15 protein-coding genes are annotated in these 17714 nt (G+C 64.0%); 12 read left to right on the top strand and 3 right to left on the bottom strand.

Going from position 1 to position 17714, the window contains the following annotated elements; genetic code table 11:
* The first annotated feature begins 20 nt into the window (after positions 1-20).
* The 7 genes from XH91_RS22715 (at position 21) to XH91_RS22685 (ending at position 8130) form a co-directional block, all read left to right on the top strand.
* On the top strand, positions 21-953 hold the full coding sequence (locus XH91_RS22715; RefSeq protein ID WP_128952643.1) for an N-carbamoyl-D-amino-acid hydrolase: 933 nt from the start codon (positions 21-23) through the stop codon (positions 951-953).
* 46 nt (positions 954-999) lie between these two features.
* Positions 1000-2469, top strand: coding sequence for a dihydropyrimidinase (hydA, locus tag XH91_RS22710; RefSeq protein ID WP_128952642.1), 1470 nt, complete (start codon positions 1000-1002; stop codon positions 2467-2469).
* A 180-nt stretch (positions 2470-2649) separates the two neighbouring features.
* Entirely contained in the window at positions 2650-4254 is a 1605-nt protein-coding gene (locus XH91_RS22705; RefSeq protein ID WP_128952641.1) for an ABC transporter substrate-binding protein, read from the top strand.
* 17 nt (positions 4255-4271) lie between these two features.
* The gene (locus tag XH91_RS22700; RefSeq protein ID WP_128952640.1) at positions 4272-5213 is read left to right on the top strand and encodes an ABC transporter permease; all 942 of its coding nucleotides are present in this window, start codon (positions 4272-4274) and stop codon (positions 5211-5213) included.
* Positions 5210-6133, top strand: a complete 924-nt coding sequence (locus tag XH91_RS22695) for an ABC transporter permease (RefSeq protein ID WP_128952639.1) — start codon at positions 5210-5212, stop codon at positions 6131-6133. Before XH91_RS22700 ends, XH91_RS22695 begins: the two co-directional genes overlap by 4 nt.
* A gap of 15 nt (positions 6134-6148) precedes the next feature.
* Positions 6149-7138 (top strand): ABC transporter ATP-binding protein, encoded by a 990-nt coding sequence (locus tag XH91_RS22690; RefSeq protein ID WP_128952638.1) that lies wholly within the window; start codon positions 6149-6151, stop codon positions 7136-7138.
* Complete coding sequence (locus tag XH91_RS22685; protein WP_128952637.1) at positions 7135-8130, top strand: ABC transporter ATP-binding protein; 996 nt, start codon at positions 7135-7137, stop codon at positions 8128-8130. The genes XH91_RS22690 and XH91_RS22685 overlap by 4 nt, the downstream gene beginning before the upstream one ends.
* A 145-nt stretch (positions 8131-8275) precedes the next feature.
* Here the strand turns inward: XH91_RS22685 and XH91_RS22680 are convergent, their stop codons facing one another.
* The 3 genes from XH91_RS22680 to XH91_RS22670 form a co-directional block, all read right to left on the bottom strand.
* On the bottom strand, positions 8276-9268 hold the full coding sequence (locus XH91_RS22680) for a helix-turn-helix domain-containing protein (RefSeq protein WP_128952636.1): 993 nt from the start codon (positions 9266-9268) through the stop codon (positions 8276-8278).
* Positions 9269-9466: 198 nt separating this feature from the next.
* Entirely contained in the window at positions 9467-10174 is a 708-nt protein-coding gene (locus XH91_RS22675) for a hypothetical protein (RefSeq protein WP_128952635.1), read from the bottom strand.
* Positions 10175-10292: 118 nt separating this feature from the next.
* Complete coding sequence (locus tag XH91_RS22670) at positions 10293-13130, bottom strand: ATP-binding protein (RefSeq protein ID WP_128952634.1); 2838 nt, start codon at positions 13128-13130, stop codon at positions 10293-10295.
* Between the two features lie 339 nt (positions 13131-13469).
* Here XH91_RS22670 and XH91_RS22665 point away from each other — a divergent pair, with 339 nt between their 5' ends.
* The 5 genes from XH91_RS22665 to msrA all read left to right on the top strand — a co-directional run bounded on the left by XH91_RS22665 (position 13470) and on the right by msrA (position 17713).
* The gene (locus XH91_RS22665; protein WP_128954950.1) at positions 13470-14141 is read left to right on the top strand and encodes a sensor histidine kinase; all 672 of its coding nucleotides are present in this window, start codon (positions 13470-13472) and stop codon (positions 14139-14141) included.
* Positions 14142-14272: 131 nt separating this feature from the next.
* Positions 14273-14962 carry a VOC family protein gene (locus XH91_RS22660; protein WP_128952633.1) on the top strand — a complete coding sequence of 230 codons (690 nt, stop codon included), beginning with the start codon at positions 14273-14275 and terminating at the stop codon, positions 14960-14962.
* Between the two features lie 266 nt (positions 14963-15228).
* Positions 15229-16542, top strand: coding sequence for an epoxide hydrolase family protein (locus XH91_RS22655; protein WP_128952632.1), 1314 nt, complete (start codon positions 15229-15231; stop codon positions 16540-16542).
* 143 nt (positions 16543-16685) lie between these two features.
* Positions 16686-17108, top strand: coding sequence for an OsmC family protein (locus XH91_RS22650; RefSeq protein WP_128952631.1), 423 nt, complete (start codon positions 16686-16688; stop codon positions 17106-17108).
* 89 nt (positions 17109-17197) lie between these two features.
* Complete coding sequence (msrA, locus tag XH91_RS22645) at positions 17198-17713, top strand: peptide-methionine (S)-S-oxide reductase MsrA (protein WP_128952630.1); 516 nt, start codon at positions 17198-17200, stop codon at positions 17711-17713.
* Position 17714 lies beyond the last annotated feature (1 nt).

The raw sequence follows: 17714 nt of genomic DNA, 5'->3' as shown, positions 1-17714 counted from the left end.
AAGAAATCAGGAACACGCTGATGCGTATCGTCACCGTCGCCGCCGCCCAGATGGGCCCGATTCAGAAGGCCGACAGCCGCGAGGCTGTGGTCAAGCGCATGATCGCGCTGATGGACGAGGCCAAAGCCAGGGGTGCCGATCTCATCGTCTATCCGGAACTGGCACTGACGACGTTCTTTCCGCGCTGGTACGTCGAGGACCGCGCCGCGTTCGACGTCTGGTTCGAACGCGAGATGCCGAACGCGGCGACAAGGCCGCTGTTCGAGCGCGCGGCGCAGCACAGAATCGCGATGAATTTCGGCTATGCCGAGCTGACGCCCGACGGCCATCACTTCAACACCGCTGTTCTGACCGACAAATCCGGCAGGATCGTCGGCAAATATCGCAAGGTCCATCTGCCTGGTCATGTCGAATTCGAATCCCACCGGTCGCATCAGCATCTGGAGAAGCGCTATTTCGAGCCGGGCGATCTCGGCTTCAACGTCTGGCGCGAGCTTGGCGGCATCATCGGCATGGCGATCTGCAACGATCGCCGCTGGCCCGAGACCTATCGCGTCATGGGCTTGCAGGGCGTCGAGATGGTGTTGATCGGCTACAACACGCCGTCGGTGAATGCGGAGCGAGGCGAGGAGGGCGTCGAAAAGCGTCTGTTCCACAATCGCCTCTCCGTGCAGGCCGGCGCCTACCAGAACGCAACCTGGGTGGTTGCCGTCGCCAAGGCCGGCATCGAGGACGGCCACGCGCTGTTCGGCGGCAGCTTGATCGTCGATCCCAATGGCGAGATCGTTGTTGAAGCGAAGACCGACGACGACGAGGTTCTGGTCCACGCTTGCGACCTCGATGCCACCACCTTCGGCAAGACGACGATCTTCGATTTCGCCAGGCACCGCCGCATCGAGCATTACGGCCTGATCACGAGCCGCACCGGCGCAGTGCCGCCACCGGCGAAGTGACGGCGACGCTCTTCTCGCAAGCTGGCGATGACTGATGGAGTGCCTCATGACCGAACCCACCTACGACCTCGTCATCCGCGGCGGGCGCGTCGCCACCACCACTGACGTGTTCGAGGCCGATGTCGCCGTCTCCGGCGAGACCATCGTCGCCATCGGCCGCGGCTTGCCGCCAGCCAGGCGCGAGATCGATGCGCGCGGCAAGCTGGTGCTGCCTGGCGGCGTCGACAGCCACGCCCATATCGAGCAGCTGTCCGCGGCCGGTATCATGAATGCCGACACGTTCGAGAGCGCAACCGTATCGGCGGCCTTCGGCGGCACCACTACGGTGATCCCGTTCGCGGCCCAGCATGTCGGGATGAAGCTGCCGCAAGTGGTGGAGGATTATCACGCGCTCGCCAGGAAGGGCGCCCTGATCGACTACGCCTTTCACATGATCATCGCGGACGCGACCAGGGAGACGATCGAGGAGGACATTCCCGCACTGGTCAGGCAGGGGCATGCGTCGATCAAGATCTTCATGACCTACGACCGGCTCAAGGTCGATGACGAGCCGCTGCTCGACATTCTCCTGGCCGCGCGCCAGTCTGGCGCGATGCTGTGTGCGCACGCGGAGAACCACGGCATCATCGCCTGGATGGTGAAGCGGCTGCTTGCACGCGGCTACACGATGCCGAAATACCACGCCGTCAGCCACGCCCGCGTCTCGGAGGCGGAAGCCTTCACCCGGCTGATCGGCATGGCAGCGCTGATCGACCAGCCGATCATGATCTTCCATGTCTCGACTGCCGAAGGCGCCAAGGTGATCCGTGACGCGCGCGGGCAGGGGCTGAAGGTGTTTGCGGAGACCTGTCCGCAATATCTGTTCCTCACCGCTGGCGATCTCGACAAGCCCGGCGCGGAAGGCGCCAAGTGGATGTGCAGCCCGCCGCCGCGCACGCATGCCGATCAGGAAGCGCTGTGGCAGGCATTGTCGCTCGGCGATCTCCAGACCATTTCGTCCGACCATGCGCCCTATCGCTTTGATGAGACCGGCAAGCTGCGCGCCGGCCCCAATCCGAACTTCAAGCAGGTCGCCAACGGCCTTCCGGGATTAGAGCTGCGGCTGCCGCTGCTGTTCGACGCGATGGTCTCCAAGGGCCGGCTGGGCGTCGAAAAATTTGTCGAGCTGACCGCGACGGCGCCGGCAAAAATCTACAATCTGCACCCGCGCAAGGGCTCGATCGCCGTCGGTGCCGATGCCGATATCGCGATCTGGGATCCCAACCGCGAGACCGTGATCGCCGACGAGATGATGCACGATCTCGCCGGCTACACGCCGTTCTCGGGCCGCAAGTTGAAGGGCTGGCCGGTGTCGGTGCTGTCGCGCGGCCGGCTGATCGTCGACGGCGACAAATGTCTCGCCAGCGCCGGCAGTGGCAAATTCCTGGCGCGCAGCGGAGGCGAGGCGGCAAAGCCCACCGGCCGGCTCGTCGCGGACATGGATCCGGAGCGGAATTTCGGGGCCAAACTGCTGTGATCATGAACCGGGCGCGCTGAAGCTCGTCGTTCCCTGCGGCCGCGCGGCGACAGCCGGAAGTCGACAAGATCCCGCTCGTGAAGCGCCATTGCTGGCATACCATTTGCAGGCCGATGGGCTCTGTTTCACCTGCCTTTGGCCAATGAGCGGCCGGCATCACGGCATGACTGGGAGGACTTTATGGATCGCAGGACCGTATTGAAGGGACTGGCCGGCGCGAGCGGTCTGGCGTTGACCGGCGGCCTCTCGGCCCCGGCGATCGCGCAAGGTGCCTCGGCCCGCACGCTGCGCTTCGTGCCGCAGGCCAATCTCGCCAATTTCGACCCCATCTGGGGCACCCAATATGTCGTGCGCAATGCGGCGGCGCTGGTCTGGGACACGCTTTACGGCGTCGATTCCTCGCTCGTGCCACAACGCCAGATGGTCGAATCCGAGGAAGTGACCGACGACGGCATGACCTGGACGTTCAAGCTGCGTTCGGGCCTGAAATTCCACGACGGCGAGCCGGTGCTGAGCAAGGACGTCGTCGCGAGTCTCAATCGCTGGGCTGCGCGCGATCCCATGGGCCTGATGCTCAAGGCGATCCAGCAGGAGCTCACGGCCGTCGACGACCGCACCTTCAAATGGGTCCTGAAGCAGCCGTTTCCGAAGATGCTCTACGCGCTCGCCAAGAACAATTCGCCTTGCGCCTTCATCATGCCGGAACGCATCGCGCAGACCGATCCGTTCAAGCAGATCTCGGATTATGTCGGCTCCGGCCCGATGAAGTTCGCCACGGGCGAGTGGGTGCCGGGCGCGAAAGCGGTGTTCGAAAAGTTCACCGACTATGCGCCGCGGCAGGAGAAGGCGTCTTGGCTCGCGGGTGGCAAGCAGATCCTGGTCGATCGCGTCGAGTGGGTGGTCATGCCGGATCCGGCGACCGCGGCGGCCGCGTTGCAGAATGGCGAGATCGACTGGTGGGAGAACCCGATCGCCGATCTCGTTCCGGTGCTGAAGAACAACAAGAACATCAACGTCGATATCGGCGATCCCCTCGGCAATATCGGCTCCTTCCGCATGAATTTCCTCTATCCGCCGTTCAATGACGTGCGCGCGCGGCGCGCCGTGTTGATGGCGATGAGCCAGGAAGACTACATGCGCGCGCTCGTCGGCGACGACGACACGCTGTGGAAGCCGCTGCCTGGCTTCTTCACGCCCGGTACGCCGCTCTACACCGAAATGGGCGGCGAGATCCTCATGGGCAAGCGCGATCTTGATGCCGCCAAGAAGCTGCTTGCGGAGAGCGGCTATTCCGGTCAGCCGGTGACGTGTCTCGTCGCGCAGGACCAGCCGATTACCAAGGCAATGGGCGACGTGACGGCCGATCTCTTGAAGAAGCTCGGCATGAATGTCGACTTCGTGGCGACGGATTGGGGCACGGTCGGCGCGCGCCGCGCACTGAAGACGCCGCCGGGACAGGGCGGCTGGAACATGTTCCACACCTGGCACGCAGGCGCGGACTGCATCAACCCCGCGCCCTACACCGCCATTCGTGCCAATGGCGACAAGGCCTGGTTTGGCTGGCCGACCAGTGCCGGCACGGAAAAGGAGGTCACGTCCTGGTTCGAGGCAAAGAACCTCGACGAAGAGAAGGCCGCGATCGGCCGTCTCAACAAGGCGGCGATGGATGACGTCGTCTACGCGCCGACCGGCTTCTTCCTGAGCTACACCGCGTGGCGCAAGAACGTCTCCGGTGTCACCAAGGGGCCGCTGCCGTTCTTCTGGGGCGTGTCGAAGACCGCATGATCCTGGGCTGAGGCCAGATGCTCTCCTACATCCTCCGGCGCATCGTCGCCACCTTGCCGGTGATGGCGATTGTCGCGCTGTTCGTGTTCAGCCTGCTTTACATCGCGCCGGGTGATCCGGCCGTGGTGATCGCGGGCGACCAGGCGAGCCCGGAGGATGTGGAGCGCATCCGCCAGAGCCTCGGCCTCGACCGGCCGTTCCTGATCCAGTTCGGGAGCTGGGTGTGGCGCCTCCTGCACGGCGATCTCGGCACCTCGATCTTCACCAATCTTCCGGTGTCGACGTTGATCGGGCAGCGTCTCGGGCCGACGCTGTCGCTGATGGTGATCACGCTGCTGCTCACGATCGTCGTCGCGGTGCCGCTCGGCGTCGTCGCGGCCTGGAAGGCCGGCAGCTTCATCGATCGGGCCATCATGGGCTTTGCCGTATTCGGCTTCTCGCTGCCTGTCTTCGTGGTCGGCTATGTCCTCGCCTATGTCTTCGCGCTCCAGCTCGAATGGCTTCCGGTGCAGGGCTATACGCCGCTCAACCAGGGCTTCTGGCCGTGGCTGCAGAATTTGATCCTGCCGGCGATCGCGCTCGGCTGCGTCTATATCGCACTGGTCGCGCGCATCACCCGTGCCGCCATGCTCGAAGTGCTGCAGCAGGACTATATCCGCACCGCCAAGGCAAAGGGTCTCGGGCAGGGCGGCATCCTGTTCATTCACGCACTGAAGAACGCGGCGGTGCCGATCGTCACCGTCATCGGCATCGGCATCGCGCTGCTGATCGGCGGCGCGGTCGTGACCGAAAGCGTGTTCGCGATTCCCGGCCTCGGCCGACTCACCATCGATGCGATCCTGCGGCGCGACTATCCCGTCATTCAGGGCATCGTGCTGCTGTTCAGCTTCGTCTACGTCCTCGTCAATCTGATGATCGACGTCACCTACACGCTCGTTGACCCGAGGATCCGCTATTGACCGATACGACCGTCAATCCGCAGGTGCTGCCGGCCGGCCTCGCGCTCGCCCCGCAACTGCCCGACATCCTCCGGCCGGTCACGATCCGCCGTGGTTTCATCGGCTTTCTGCGCAGCCATCCGACGGTCGCGGTCGGCGGCGTGTTGCTGCTGATGCTGGTCCTGATCGCGGTTTTTGCGCCGTATCTCTGGACGGTCGATCCGACCGCGCTCGCGCCTGCCAGGCGCACGAGGGCGCCGTCGGCGCTCTACTGGTTCGGCACCGACGCGCTGGGCCGCGATATCTATTCACGCGTGCTGTTCGGCGCGCGGGTCTCGCTGACGGTCGGGCTGTCGGTCGCGATCTTCGCGTCCGCGGCCGGTCTTGCCATCGGCATGGTCTCGGGCTTCGTGCGCTGGGCCGACGGCATCCTGATGCGCTTCATGGACGGCTTGATGTCGATCCCGCCGATCCTGCTCGCGATAGCGCTGATGGCGCTGACGCGCGGCAGCGTCGGCAACGTCATCCTGGCCATCACCGTCGCCGAGATCCCGCGCGTCTCGCGCCTGGTTCGCAGCGTGGTGCTGTCGCTGCGCGAGCAGCCTTATGTGGACGCGGCGGTCGCATGCGGCACGCGCACGCCGATGATCATCCTGCGCCATATCCTGCCCAACACGGTCGCGCCGATGCTGGTGCAGGCGACCTATATCTGCGCCAGCGCCATGATCACCGAGGCGATCCTGTCCTTCATTGGCGCCGGCACGCCGCCCACCATTCCGTCCTGGGGCAACATCATGGCCGAGGGGCGCGCGCTGTGGCAGGTCAAGCCCTACATCGTGTTCTTCCCGGCGGCCTTTCTCTCGATCACCGTGCTGGCCGTGAACCTGCTCGGCGATGGTCTCCGCGATGCGCTCGATCCGCGCATGGCCAAGCGTCTCTGACGGGGGCTGATCGCGATGGCGTTGTTAGAGGTCGAAAATCTCCAGACCCACTTCCGCACCCCCAGCGGCATCAACCGCGCGGTGGACGGAGTGTCCTTCCACGTCAATGAGGGCGAGACGCTCGCGATCGTCGGCGAGTCCGGCTGCGGCAAGTCGGTCACCTCGATGTCTCTGATGCGGCTGATCCCGGAGCCGCCGGGCAGGATCGCGGGCGCGATCCGCTTCGCCGGCAAGGATCTGCTGCGCATGTCCGATCGCGAGATGCGGGCCATCAGGGGCAACGACATCTCGATGATCTTCCAGGAGCCGATGACCAGCCTCAACCCGGTCCTGACCGTCGGCCGCCAGATCCGCGAGACGCTGATGATCCATCAGGGCCTGGACAAGCAGGCCGCCGAAGCGCACGCGATCGAGATGCTGGCGCTGGTCGGCATTCCCGAGCCGAAGCGGCGCGTGCGCGAATATCCGCACCAGCTCTCCGGCGGCATGCGCCAGCGCGTGATGATCGCGATTGCGCTCGCCTGCAATCCAAAGCTTTTGATCGCAGACGAGCCGACCACCGCGCTCGACGTCACCATCCAGGCGCAGATCCTCAAGCTGATGCTCGATCTGAAACGACGCGTCGGCGCGGCGATCATCCTGATCACCCATGATCTCGGCGTCGTCGCCGAGATCGCCGAGCGCGTCATGGTGATGTATGCCGGCCGCAAGGTCGAGGAGGCGCCGGTGGCCGAACTGTTCCGTTCGCCGCGTCATCCCTATACGCAAGGGCTGCTTGGCGCGGTGCCGAAGCTGGGTTCTTCGCTCGCGGGCACCGCAACGCGGCTCGCTGAAATTCCCGGGCAAGTTCCCGATCTGCGCAAGCCGATCATCGGCTGCGTCTTCGCCGGCCGCTGTGCGCTGGTGACCGATCTCTGCCGGCAATATGCGCCTGGACTCGAGGAGAAGGGGCCGCGCCATATCGCGGCCTGCCACTACGCCGCCAAGGGAGCCGTTGCGGCATGAGTGTCCCGCTGCTCCAGGTCAACGACCTCAAGAAGCATTTTCCCGTCAACAAGGGCCTGTTCGGGCGACAAACCGAATTCGTTTATGCCGTCGACGGCGTTTCGTTCGAGATCGCGCGGGGCGAGACGCTGTCGCTGGTCGGCGAGTCCGGCTGCGGCAAGTCGACGGTCGGCCGCGCGATCCTGCGGCTGTTCGATGTGACCTCCGGCCAGGTGATCCTCGACGGTCAGCGTATCGACGACGCCCATCCGGGCACGATGCGTCGGCTGCGGCAACGCATTCAGGTGGTGTTTCAGGATCCGTTCTCGAGCCTCAATCCGCGCATGCGCGTGCGCGACATTCTGGCCGAACCGATCCGCAATTTCGGCCTCGCCAAATCGGCAACAGATCTCGAGACGCGCGTGACCGCGCTGATGGACACGGTGCGCCTGCCGCGCGAGGCGCTGAACCGCCGGCCGCATGAGTTCTCCGGCGGTCAGCGCCAGCGCATCGGCATTGCCAGGGCGCTCGCGGCCGAGCCGGAGCTGATCGTCTGTGACGAGGCGGTCTCGGCGCTCGACGTCTCGGTCAAGGCGCAGATCGTCAACCTGCTGCAGGATCTGCAGCGCGAGTTCGGCCTGGCGCTGCTGTTCATCAGCCATGATCTCGCCATCGTCGAGCACATGACCCACCGCGTCGCGGTGATGTATCTCGGCAAGATCGTCGAGGTCGCGCCGCGCCGGGAGATCTTTGCCGCGCCCCGACACCCCTATACCAAGGCGTTGCTCTCGGCGGTGCCGCTCCCGGAGCCTGGCGCCAAGCGCAATCCCGTCATCCTCGGCGGCGACGTGCCGAGCCCGATCAATCCGCCGAATGGCTGCCGCTTCCACACCCGATGCCCGTTTGTGTTCGATCGGTGCCGCAGCGAAGAGCCGCAGCTTCGTTCGGTGGACGGCAAGCAATGGGTCGCCTGTCATCTGGATGCGCTGCCGGCGGAAAAAGCGCATTCGTGATGCTGAAAACGCGGCGTGATGAAAAAGAGGGGCCGTCCTGTGGGGTGCAGGGCGGCCCCAAGAGGCTCGTAGGCCCGGGAGGAGGAGGGCGCGAGCCGGCGCAAGCGGAAGGACACCTACGCGAAGAGGCTTGGCCCGAGCGTTGTCATGCGGCCGTGCTCACGATGTGGTCCTGATCCCATGATGGACGTCGTCGTGGCAGCGCTTCAACGTCAGGCCGGTGGTTCCTGCTGGCCGCACGCCAGCGCGCCGGGGTTTCGCCGCTGATGCGCTTGAAGACGGTCGAAAAGTGCGCCTGAGTGCTGAAGCCGACGGCAAGTGCGATCTCGGCCAATGGTCTCTCGGTCCTCGTCAACAGGGACTTCGCCTGCTCGATGCGATGATTGAGCAGGTATTCGCGCGGACGATATCCGGTCGCTGCACGGAACTGCGCGGCGAAATGCATCCTGGAAAGGCCCGCGACGCCGGCGAGCTCGGACAGGCTGATGCTGCGTTCGAAATGAGCGGCGATATGCTGTTCGACGCGGCGCAGGCGCCATTTCGGCAAGGCATTGACCTTGGCGCGCGGCAATTCGGGCCGAGTCAGATGCATCGCAAGAATCTGTCCGATGCAATGCGCGAATTGAGGTCCCGCAGCGTCGCCTTGCTCGGCGAGCGCTCTGGCCAGTCCCGCAGCGAGCGGATCGCGCAGCAGAATCAAATCGTCGAGACCTTCGGCCGCGGCTGCGGACCACTGCGTCGGGAAATGCTCGGCGGAGATGTGAAGGTGCAGAAAGGCGCAGGGCGTCTGGAACTGTGCGCTCAGCTGCCGCGTCGGCGCGCTGACATAGAGCGTGCCCGATGGCATGGTGCCGTCGAAGATGACCCGGCGGTCCCTGGTGAGGATCGCACGCGTCGTCTTCAGCGCAATGCCGACGAAATATCGATCTGACGGCGTCGTCGCAACGTGCCAGGATGCCGCACGCGAATCCTCCCACCGCGAGATCGTGATGTCGTCCAGCGCGGGCTGCGCGCCGCAAGCGATCTGGCGCCACTCGCGTTCCCGGGCGATCGCCTGGGCCGCGCGAGGCGCTTCGTGATCCCCGGAACCTGCCGGAAGATTGATCCGGGCGTGGGCCCTCTGCAATTCGGTCAGCATCGCTTATTCCCTCTGGGCTGCACGGTCGTTCACGAGGACCGGTGGACTCGCATCCTCGGCATGCTGACAGGATAGGCCTGAGCAGGCTCGGACGCCCGTTAGGGGTGATTAGGATCTGTTAGATTGTGTGGGGTGGATCGGATGCCGCGGTCGATTGCAGCGGCTTCAACTTGAACCAATATGTCAGGGACTTATTGGTCACTCAAAGACGGCATCGAAGATCTCGACGTCGATCAGCACGGGTTTGGCGATCACCGTTGCATCGGCCTGTCGCGTCAGCGTGCGTCGGAGGGTTGGCACTACGATGCCGCAGAAATTCTCGTGGGCCCACGAATAGTGCGCGACGCGCGCCCCCAGGAGATCGTGGTCGGTTCGCCGCTGCAACGCGTTCTCGTCAAAATAGAAGACCTGCTCCGAGGCCAGGTTGATGAGGCCCGACGGGAATTGCGCGCGAAGGCATCGCCACGTTTCGCTGTTCTCCTGCCATGGCGGCAGCTCCTCGACGACGACGTCGGGCCGGGCGAGAAGGAACGGGGTCGTGAGATAGTTCCAGATCTGGACGCCGCAGAACAACACCAGATGCAGTTCGTCCGCCAGCGCATGTGTGCCATTGGTCGGGAAGGCCAGGCTCGGGTTTCGCCAGGTCCGGAGTACCTGGCCATCCAGGCTCTCGATCGTGATCGCGTCCGCCTGAAAGGCGCCGGACTGCTCGCCACCGGTGATTCCGGTGAAGCGGACCGATTGTGTGCGCGTCGATCCCTCCGCAGTCACATCCTTGAATTCGCGGGCATGTCCGGCGTCGGAAAACAGACTGCCGCCGACGGACAGATGCAGAGTGAACCGGCTCAAGCTGTTCCAGCGGGTCAGTCCCCCGCAGGCGTCGATCGCATCGTCAAGAAGTGCCATGTCTCACTGCATCCACCATGAATTGTCGTCACCATGGCGGGGCGCGGGCGGCTTGGCGTGTTAGAAGTTGTTAGGAGTTGCAAGAGAGCGATTTTGCGGTATCCCGTTGAAGACGCTTCTAATTCAGGGCGCTCAGCAGCGCCCTGGCGGCGACCAGATCGCGGCTCGACAGGCCTTCCTGATAGTGCGCAAGGAGCGGCGCCAGCAGGGCCTGGGCGTCGCCCTTTCGACCAGCCTGCAGCCAGACGCGAGCCAGGCTCATTGCGCCCCGCAACTCCCAGCCGCGCGCGCACTGGCGGCGCGACAAGGCGAGCGATTGCTGGAGGCAGGCTTCAGCTTCCGTCGCCCGGGTGGATTGCACCAGGATGTCCGCCTTGACCCGGAGCATTTCCGGCATGTCGAAGGATTCGCCGTGATCGCCGATCTGGGCGATGGCTTCATCGATCGTGCGCAACGCCTCATCGACCTGGTTCTGAGCCGCAAGTCCCTCCGCGAGCGCCGTTGCAAACACCGTCGTCATGATCCGGTGCCGCGTGGCATACAAGGTCGCCTGGCTGCGGCGAAGGTGCTCGATACCGCCGGCGATATCCCCGCGGCGGAGCAGGAGCTCTCCCTTCTGGCCGATGCCGACGGCGTGATAGGGGCCGAGGAAGTGCCGCGCGGCGTGGTCGATCAGCCGCTCGATCAAGCTCTCGGCGCTGGTCCAGTCACCGACCCAGAGAAACACGTAGATGGTCCAGATCAGGGAAATGCCGAGCGTCAGGGGTTGCTCGAGCTGCTCGGCCTCTTTCACGGTGTATCGCGCCGCCTCGATGGCGCGATCGGGCCGGCCGCTGAGCCAGAGCCCCCGCGCCAAAGCGACCAGCGCAACGATACGGTCGTCATAGCCGAGATGGCCAATATTCAGCCGCTGTGAACCCGGATTGTCCACCATCGCGCTCTCGCAGAACTGAACGGCCTTGTCCTGGTTGCCGATCAGATGATGGGCCACGCCCAGCATCCACTCGACGTTCAGTGTGCTGGTCGGGTCGTTCAGCTTCCTCGCGACGGCTTGGCCTTGTTCGCCGGTGCCGAGCGCGCCGTGAAAATCCCCGACCCGGGTCAGGTAGATGTGGAGCCCGCGGAGCAGCCAGAGCTGCCAGTGCAGATCGTCGAGTTCCTCGGCCAGTTGCAGGCTTCGCGTGAACGCCGATCGGACTCCCTCCGTATTGCCTTGCGTGAACATCACGGAGACGCCGAGAGCCGCTTGCAAGGTCATTTCCTTGCGGCCGTCGAGTGCCTCGGCGGAAGCGAGTGCCTGCTGGGTCCAGCTATGGCACTCCGTCAGCAAGGTCAGCTCGAGGAAGAACTGCGCGGCTGACGCGGCCAGGTCCGCGCCGACCGTGCGGTCGCCGCTTTCCGAGAAGCTCCACGTCAGCGCGGCCCGCACGTTCGGCAAATGATCGGCATAGGGCAGGAAGCCGCCCGCGCTCTGCATGCCCGTCGATTTCACGGAGATGTCGTGCAGGAAGTCGCGGAAATATTCGGCGTGGGCGCGCGCGACGCGGGCCGATTCGCCGCTCTCGACGAGCTTGTCGCCGACAAAGGCGCGGGTCGTGTCGAGCAGGCGGTACCTCAGCCGGCGTTCCGCAGGCGACGTCGCAATGAGAGATTTCGACAGCAGATTGGAGATGGTCTCGACCGCCTCGGCCTCGTCGATGCCCTGACTTGCGGCGACGGCGAGCGCCGCTTCCAGCGTGAATGGTCCGACGAAGACCGACAATCCGCGCAAGGTCGCGCTCTCTGCCGCGGGCAGAAGATCGTAGCTCCAGCTCAGCGCTGCGCTCAGCGTCTGGTGCCGGGGTATAGCGGTGCGGCGTCCCCGCCAAAGCAGCGAGAAGCGGCTGTCGAGCAGCGAGGCCGTGCCGGCGATTCCGTAGGCGTTGACCCGTCCGGCGGCAAGCTCGATCGCGAGCGCGATGCCGTCCAGGCGCCGGCAGATATCGGCGACGAGAGGCGCGTCCTCTTCACTGAGTTCGAATTCGCTCAAGCTGTCGGCGATGCGTTCGACGAAAAGCTGGCTCGCCGGATAGGCAAGGACGTCGGCCATGCTCAGTCCGTCGCGTTGTGGCGGACAATCCAGCGGAAACAGCCGGTAAACCCGTTCGCCTTCGGTGCGGAAGGATTCGCGGCTGGTGGCGAGAAGATGCAACTCGGGAGCTTCCCGGACGATGCGTTCTGCCAGGGGCGCAAGCTCGTCGATGATATGCTCGCAGCTGTCGAACACCAGCAGCATCCGGCGACTGCGCAGCGACTGGAGCAACCCGGGTAGCGGGTCGCCGGAACTGACGGTCAGGCCAAGGGCGGCGGCGATCGTGCCAGGAACGAGCTGCGGGTCGGTCAGTGCGCCGAAATCGACGAAGCAGACCTGACCCTCGAAACCCGCATGCTGGCCATGCGCCACCGCGAGCGCGACGGAGGTCTTGCCGATACCGCCGGGGCCGACGATGGTGACGAACCGATGCAGGGATAGTTCGTTTGCGATCTTCTCGACCGCGTCGTCGCGGCCGATCATCTTCGCAAGCGGGGCGGGGAGGGAGCGAAGCAAGGAAGCAGCCGCGCCTGTTCTGATCTCCGCAGGTGCCGCACGGAGCAGCGGCGCCGTGAAGCAATAGCCCCGGCCAGGCACGTTGACGACGTAGCGGGAGCCTTCGCCCGCATCGCCCAACGCCTTGCGAAGCGAGGTGATGTGAAACCGCAGGCTGCCCTCATCGACATTCACGTCGGCCCAGACCCGCTTGACCAATTCCCTCTTGTCGACGACCTCGCCGGCGCGCTCGGCGAGAAAGATCAGGATGTCGAGCGCCCGGCCGCCGAGATGCAGCGGCACGCCATCCCTTTCGAGCAGCCTGGACCGCGGAAACAGCCGGAAGGCCCCGAAGGAAATGGCTGAGTCCTGGTCGTTAGTGTCCGGCACGCGCCACGGTTCCAGCGAAAGGAAAGAGCTGCTGTCTGTTTGATCTAGCAGAACGTTACAGCGAGTAAACCGGCCGAAAGCGGCGAAATCGAGCAACGGGCATGGGACCGGGTCGAAAGCGTTGGGATCAAATGCTGCGAATTTTGTTTAAACGCGAACGGCTTATCCGGGAAGCGGGAAAATTCAGCAGGCCGCTTCAGGGCGATGCTTTTGGCATGGCTTGGAATTGTGACGTGCCCTGCAATCATAACACAATCTTGCAACGTCTAACGAGCGTGAGCGGCGGGTCTGCATCAGTATAGGCTTCGAGTTAGGCCTATTTCCAATGGGGAGGCTATGATGCCCGATATCAGCGCTCGGCCGAACGACAAGGGTGTTCGATCGCATGTCGTCAGCAATCCGGATGACGTCTCGCGTGACTGGGAACTGGTGCTGCGCGAATCGCACCATCGGATGAAGAATACGCTGACGCTGCTGGGTGCGTCAGTCCGTCGCGACTTCACGCGGGCCGGAGGCCGAGACATGTCCGGTGCGGTGGACCGGTTGGAGCGGCGGATCGTCGCCTTCGGCAGGCTCTATCAACTCTTGTCCGACAATGACGATCTCTCGGATATCCCCGTTGAGGCCTTCTTCGAAAAATTGTGTGGCGCGCTTTCCGAAGCGGTGCTGGAGCCGGCCGGCATCCGCTGCGAGGCTTCGATCGAAAACGGTACGCTGCCGGCTTGGCAGTGTCACCGGCTCGCGCTGATGCTGACGGAGCTGGTCACGAATGCGGCAAAGCATGCCTTTCCGAGCAAAAACGGCGCGCTGATCCGCATCGAGGTTGTGAATCGCGATGGCAGCTGGCTCTGCGCGGTGGCTGACAATGGCGTCGGCGCGACCGCACCGCTTCAAGGGGCCGGCAGCCGGATCCTGGAAGGCCTCGCGCGCAGCATCTGTGCCCGGATGCATGGCGAAGCCGGGCGGGGCGGCACACGTGTCACCATCGCGATGCCGCTCCCTGCAGCGTAAGGAAGTGGCGCTCACATTCGCTAACGAAGCATAACAACCGATAGCGAGCATTATTCCATCGTCTGCGCGAAACTCGTGGTGTCACAAACGGTCTCGGTGCCGAGCCCGTATCTCAAACCAGGGAGTTCGACATGACCGCCGCCGAGATGAATCACCCAGCCGGCGCCAAGCCGGCGAAATCGCGTGCCGTCGACCTCAAGCTCGAGGTTGTCGTGATTCCCGTATCGGATGTGGATCGGGCCAAGGCATTTTATGCGAGTCTCGGTTGGCGCCTGGATGCCGATTTCGCCTCTGCCGACGGCTGGCGCGTCATTCAGTTCACGCCGCCGGGCTCGGCCTGCTCGGTGATCTTCGGCAAGAACGTCACATCGGCGGTGCCCGGTTCGGCGCAAGGCCTGTATCTGATCGTCTCGGACCTTGACGCCGCACGGCAGGATCTGCTCGCGCGCGGCGTCGAGATCAGCGAACCCTTCCACGGCGGCGGCGACGTCCACGCCGGCGCGGACGAGCCGTATCTGTTCGGCAGTATCAGGCTCAACGGTGCTGATCCCAAACGCGGCAGCTACAGCTCGTTTGCCTCCTTCAGAGATCCGGACGGCAACGGCTGGCTGTTTCAGGAAATCACCACGCGGCTGCCTGGCCGCATCGAGGCGACGGACGCCACGTTCACCTCATCCGGCGAACTTGCAGGCGCTCTGCGGCGCGCGGCAGCGGCGCATGGCGAGCACGAGAAGCGGACCGGCGGACACGACGAGAACTGGCCGGACTGGTACGCCGATTACATCGTCCGCGAGCAGGCCGGCCAGCCACTGCCGACCTGATGCACGGCCGTAGCTGGTTGGATCGCGATTGACGGCGCGCGATAGCCGGTCGCGCGCCGTCATGCGTCTGCACCGACGCATCTTGCGGTGATCATCCGTCGTCCCCCTTCGATCCTGCGGCACGACAACTCGCAACCGCTAACGCGCTCTAACAATCCATAACGAGCCAATGGCCGATGCCTGAGCCAATCTACATCAAGGACGAACCGATCTGTCGATTTCGAATTTCGGTGAACGTCATGAGACCGCAGCCAGGGAGATGCGAGATGACAACGCAGACACGAGCCGACATCATAAACCCGGACCGCCGCCAATTGTTGGGCCAAGCCGCGATGATAGCTGTTGCCGCAGGCACGGCGAGCCTGTTTCCGGCAAATTCCGGAAAGGCTGCTGCAAGCGATGCAATCCGCCCGTTCCACGTCAGCGTGCCTGAGGAAGATCTGCTCGATCTGCGCCGCCGTCTAGCCGCGACGCGGTGGCCGGATCGCGAATTTGTGGCCGATCAGTCGCAAGGCGTGCAGCTCTCGACCATCCAGCAGCTCGTTCGTTACTGGCAGACCGACTACGACTGGCGCAAGATTGAGGCGCGCCTGAACGCACTGCCGCAATTCGTCACGGAGATCGACGGCGTCGACATTCATTTCATCCACGTGCGTTCCAAGCATGACAACGCGTTGCCGATGATCGTCACGCATGGCTGGCCGGGCTCGATCATCGAGCAGATGAAGATCGTCGGTCCGCTGAGCGATCCCACCGCGCATGGCGCAGCAGCAGCCGATGCGTTTCACCTGGTGATCCCTTCGCTCCCCGGATACGGCTTCTCCGGTAAGCCTGCGGCGCTTGGCTGGGATCCACAGCGTGTTGCGCGGGCCTGGGTCGTGCTTATGAAGCGGCTCGGTTACACCAGATACGTCGCGCAGGGCGGCGACTGGGGCAACGCGATCACAGAGCAAATGGCGCTGCTGGCACCTCCGGAATTGCTCGGCATTCACACCAATATGCCCGCGACCGTTCCAGACGACATCGCCAAGGCACTCCAGCCCGGTGGGGCGAAGCCGTCGGGCCTCACGGCCGACGAGAATCTCGCCTATGATCAGCTCGACGATTTCTACAAGCATGGCCTCGGCTATGCGATCGAGATGTCGAACCGGCCGCAGACGCTCTATGGCCTCGTCGATTCGCCGGCAGGTCTGGCGTCCTGGATGCTCGACCACGACGCCCGCAGTACCGCAATGATTGCGCGAGCCTTCGACGGCAAGACCGAAGGACTGTCGCGCGACGATGTCATCGATAACATCACGCTCTACTGGTTCACCAACACTGCGGTGTCTTCGGCGCGTCTGTACTGGGAAAACAAGCTGGCGTTCTTCGCGCCCAAGCATGTGAATATCCCGGTCGGCGTCAGCGTGTTTCCGGACGAGATCTATGCCGCGCCGCGCAGCTGGGCCGAGAAGGCCTATCCCAAGCTGATCCATTACAACCGCCTCGACAAGGGGGGCCATTTCGCGGCGTGGGAACAGCCCGTGCTGTTCTGCGCGGAAGTGCGCACCGCCTTCCGCTCGCTCCGCCAGTCGATTTGAGGTAGCCCTGACAGGCGCGTCCCGCCCTTCAAAAGACACTTCGATGGTGCAAATCCCGAAGCGTCCCAACAAATCCCAGCGGGGCCGCCTTCCACCGTTGCGGAGCGCCGCTGGTCAATCCGCAACCAGCAAGGAGAAACAAGATGATCCGCAAGGCAAAAGCAGTTTGGCAGGGCACTGGCCGCGACGGCACCGGCCATCTGTCGAGCGAGTCCGGCGTGCTGGCCGCGACGCCTTATTCGTTCAAGACCCGTTTCGAGAACGAGAAGGGCACCAATCCCGAGGAATTGATCGCAGCCGCTCATGCCGGCTGCTTCACCATGGCCTTGGCGTTCGGCCTCCAGCTTGCCGGGTTCACGCCGACCGAGCTGTCGACCGAGGCCGCGGTCTCGCTCGAGCCGGAAGGCAAGGGATTCAAGATCAGCAAGTCCGCTCTGACGCTGCGCGCCAAGGTGCCCAATCTCGACGATGCCGGCTTCGCTCGCATTGCCGGCGAGGCCGAGAAGAACTGCCCGGTCTCCAAGGTTCTCAACGCCGAAATCAGCCTCGACGCCAAGCTGGTCTAGCCGGGCCGCTTCGAATAGATTGACCATCCGGTCCTTCACCAAAAAGGCAGGAACCGGATGGACATCCCTGGCATGACAGGAGCTGACAAATGACGACAGAACGCGCGGTTTTGGCTGGGGGCTGCTTCTGGGGCATGCAGGATCTCATTCGCAAGCAGCCAGGTGTAATCTCCACGCGCGTCGGCTACACCGGCGGACGGGTGAAGAACGCCACCTATCGCAACCATGAAGGTCACGCCGAAGCGATCGAGATCATCTTTGACCCCGCAAAGACCAGCTTCCGGACCATGCTGGAGTTCTTCTTCCAGATTCACGATCCGACGACGCTCAATCGCCAGGGCAATGATTTGGGGACGAGCTACCGCTCGGCGATTTTCTACACGTCAGATGAGCAGAAGCGTACCGCGGAAGACACCATTGCAGATGTCCAGGCGTCAGGCCTGTGGCCCGGCAGAGTGGTGACGGAGGTCGCTCCAGCCGGCGAATTCTGGGAGGCCGAGCCCGAGCATCAGGACTATCTCGAACGTTATCCTGACGGCTACACGTGTCACTTTATCAGGCCGAACTGGAAACTGCCGCGACGCGCGGCCGTTGCCGGAGGCTAGC

It is taken from the genome of Bradyrhizobium guangzhouense, from assembly GCF_004114955.1.
Lineage (GTDB): Bacteria > Pseudomonadota > Alphaproteobacteria > Rhizobiales > Xanthobacteraceae > Bradyrhizobium > Bradyrhizobium guangzhouense.
The sequence above is the reverse complement of the archived record's forward strand: the minus strand, read 5'-3'. Positions and strand labels throughout refer to the sequence as shown.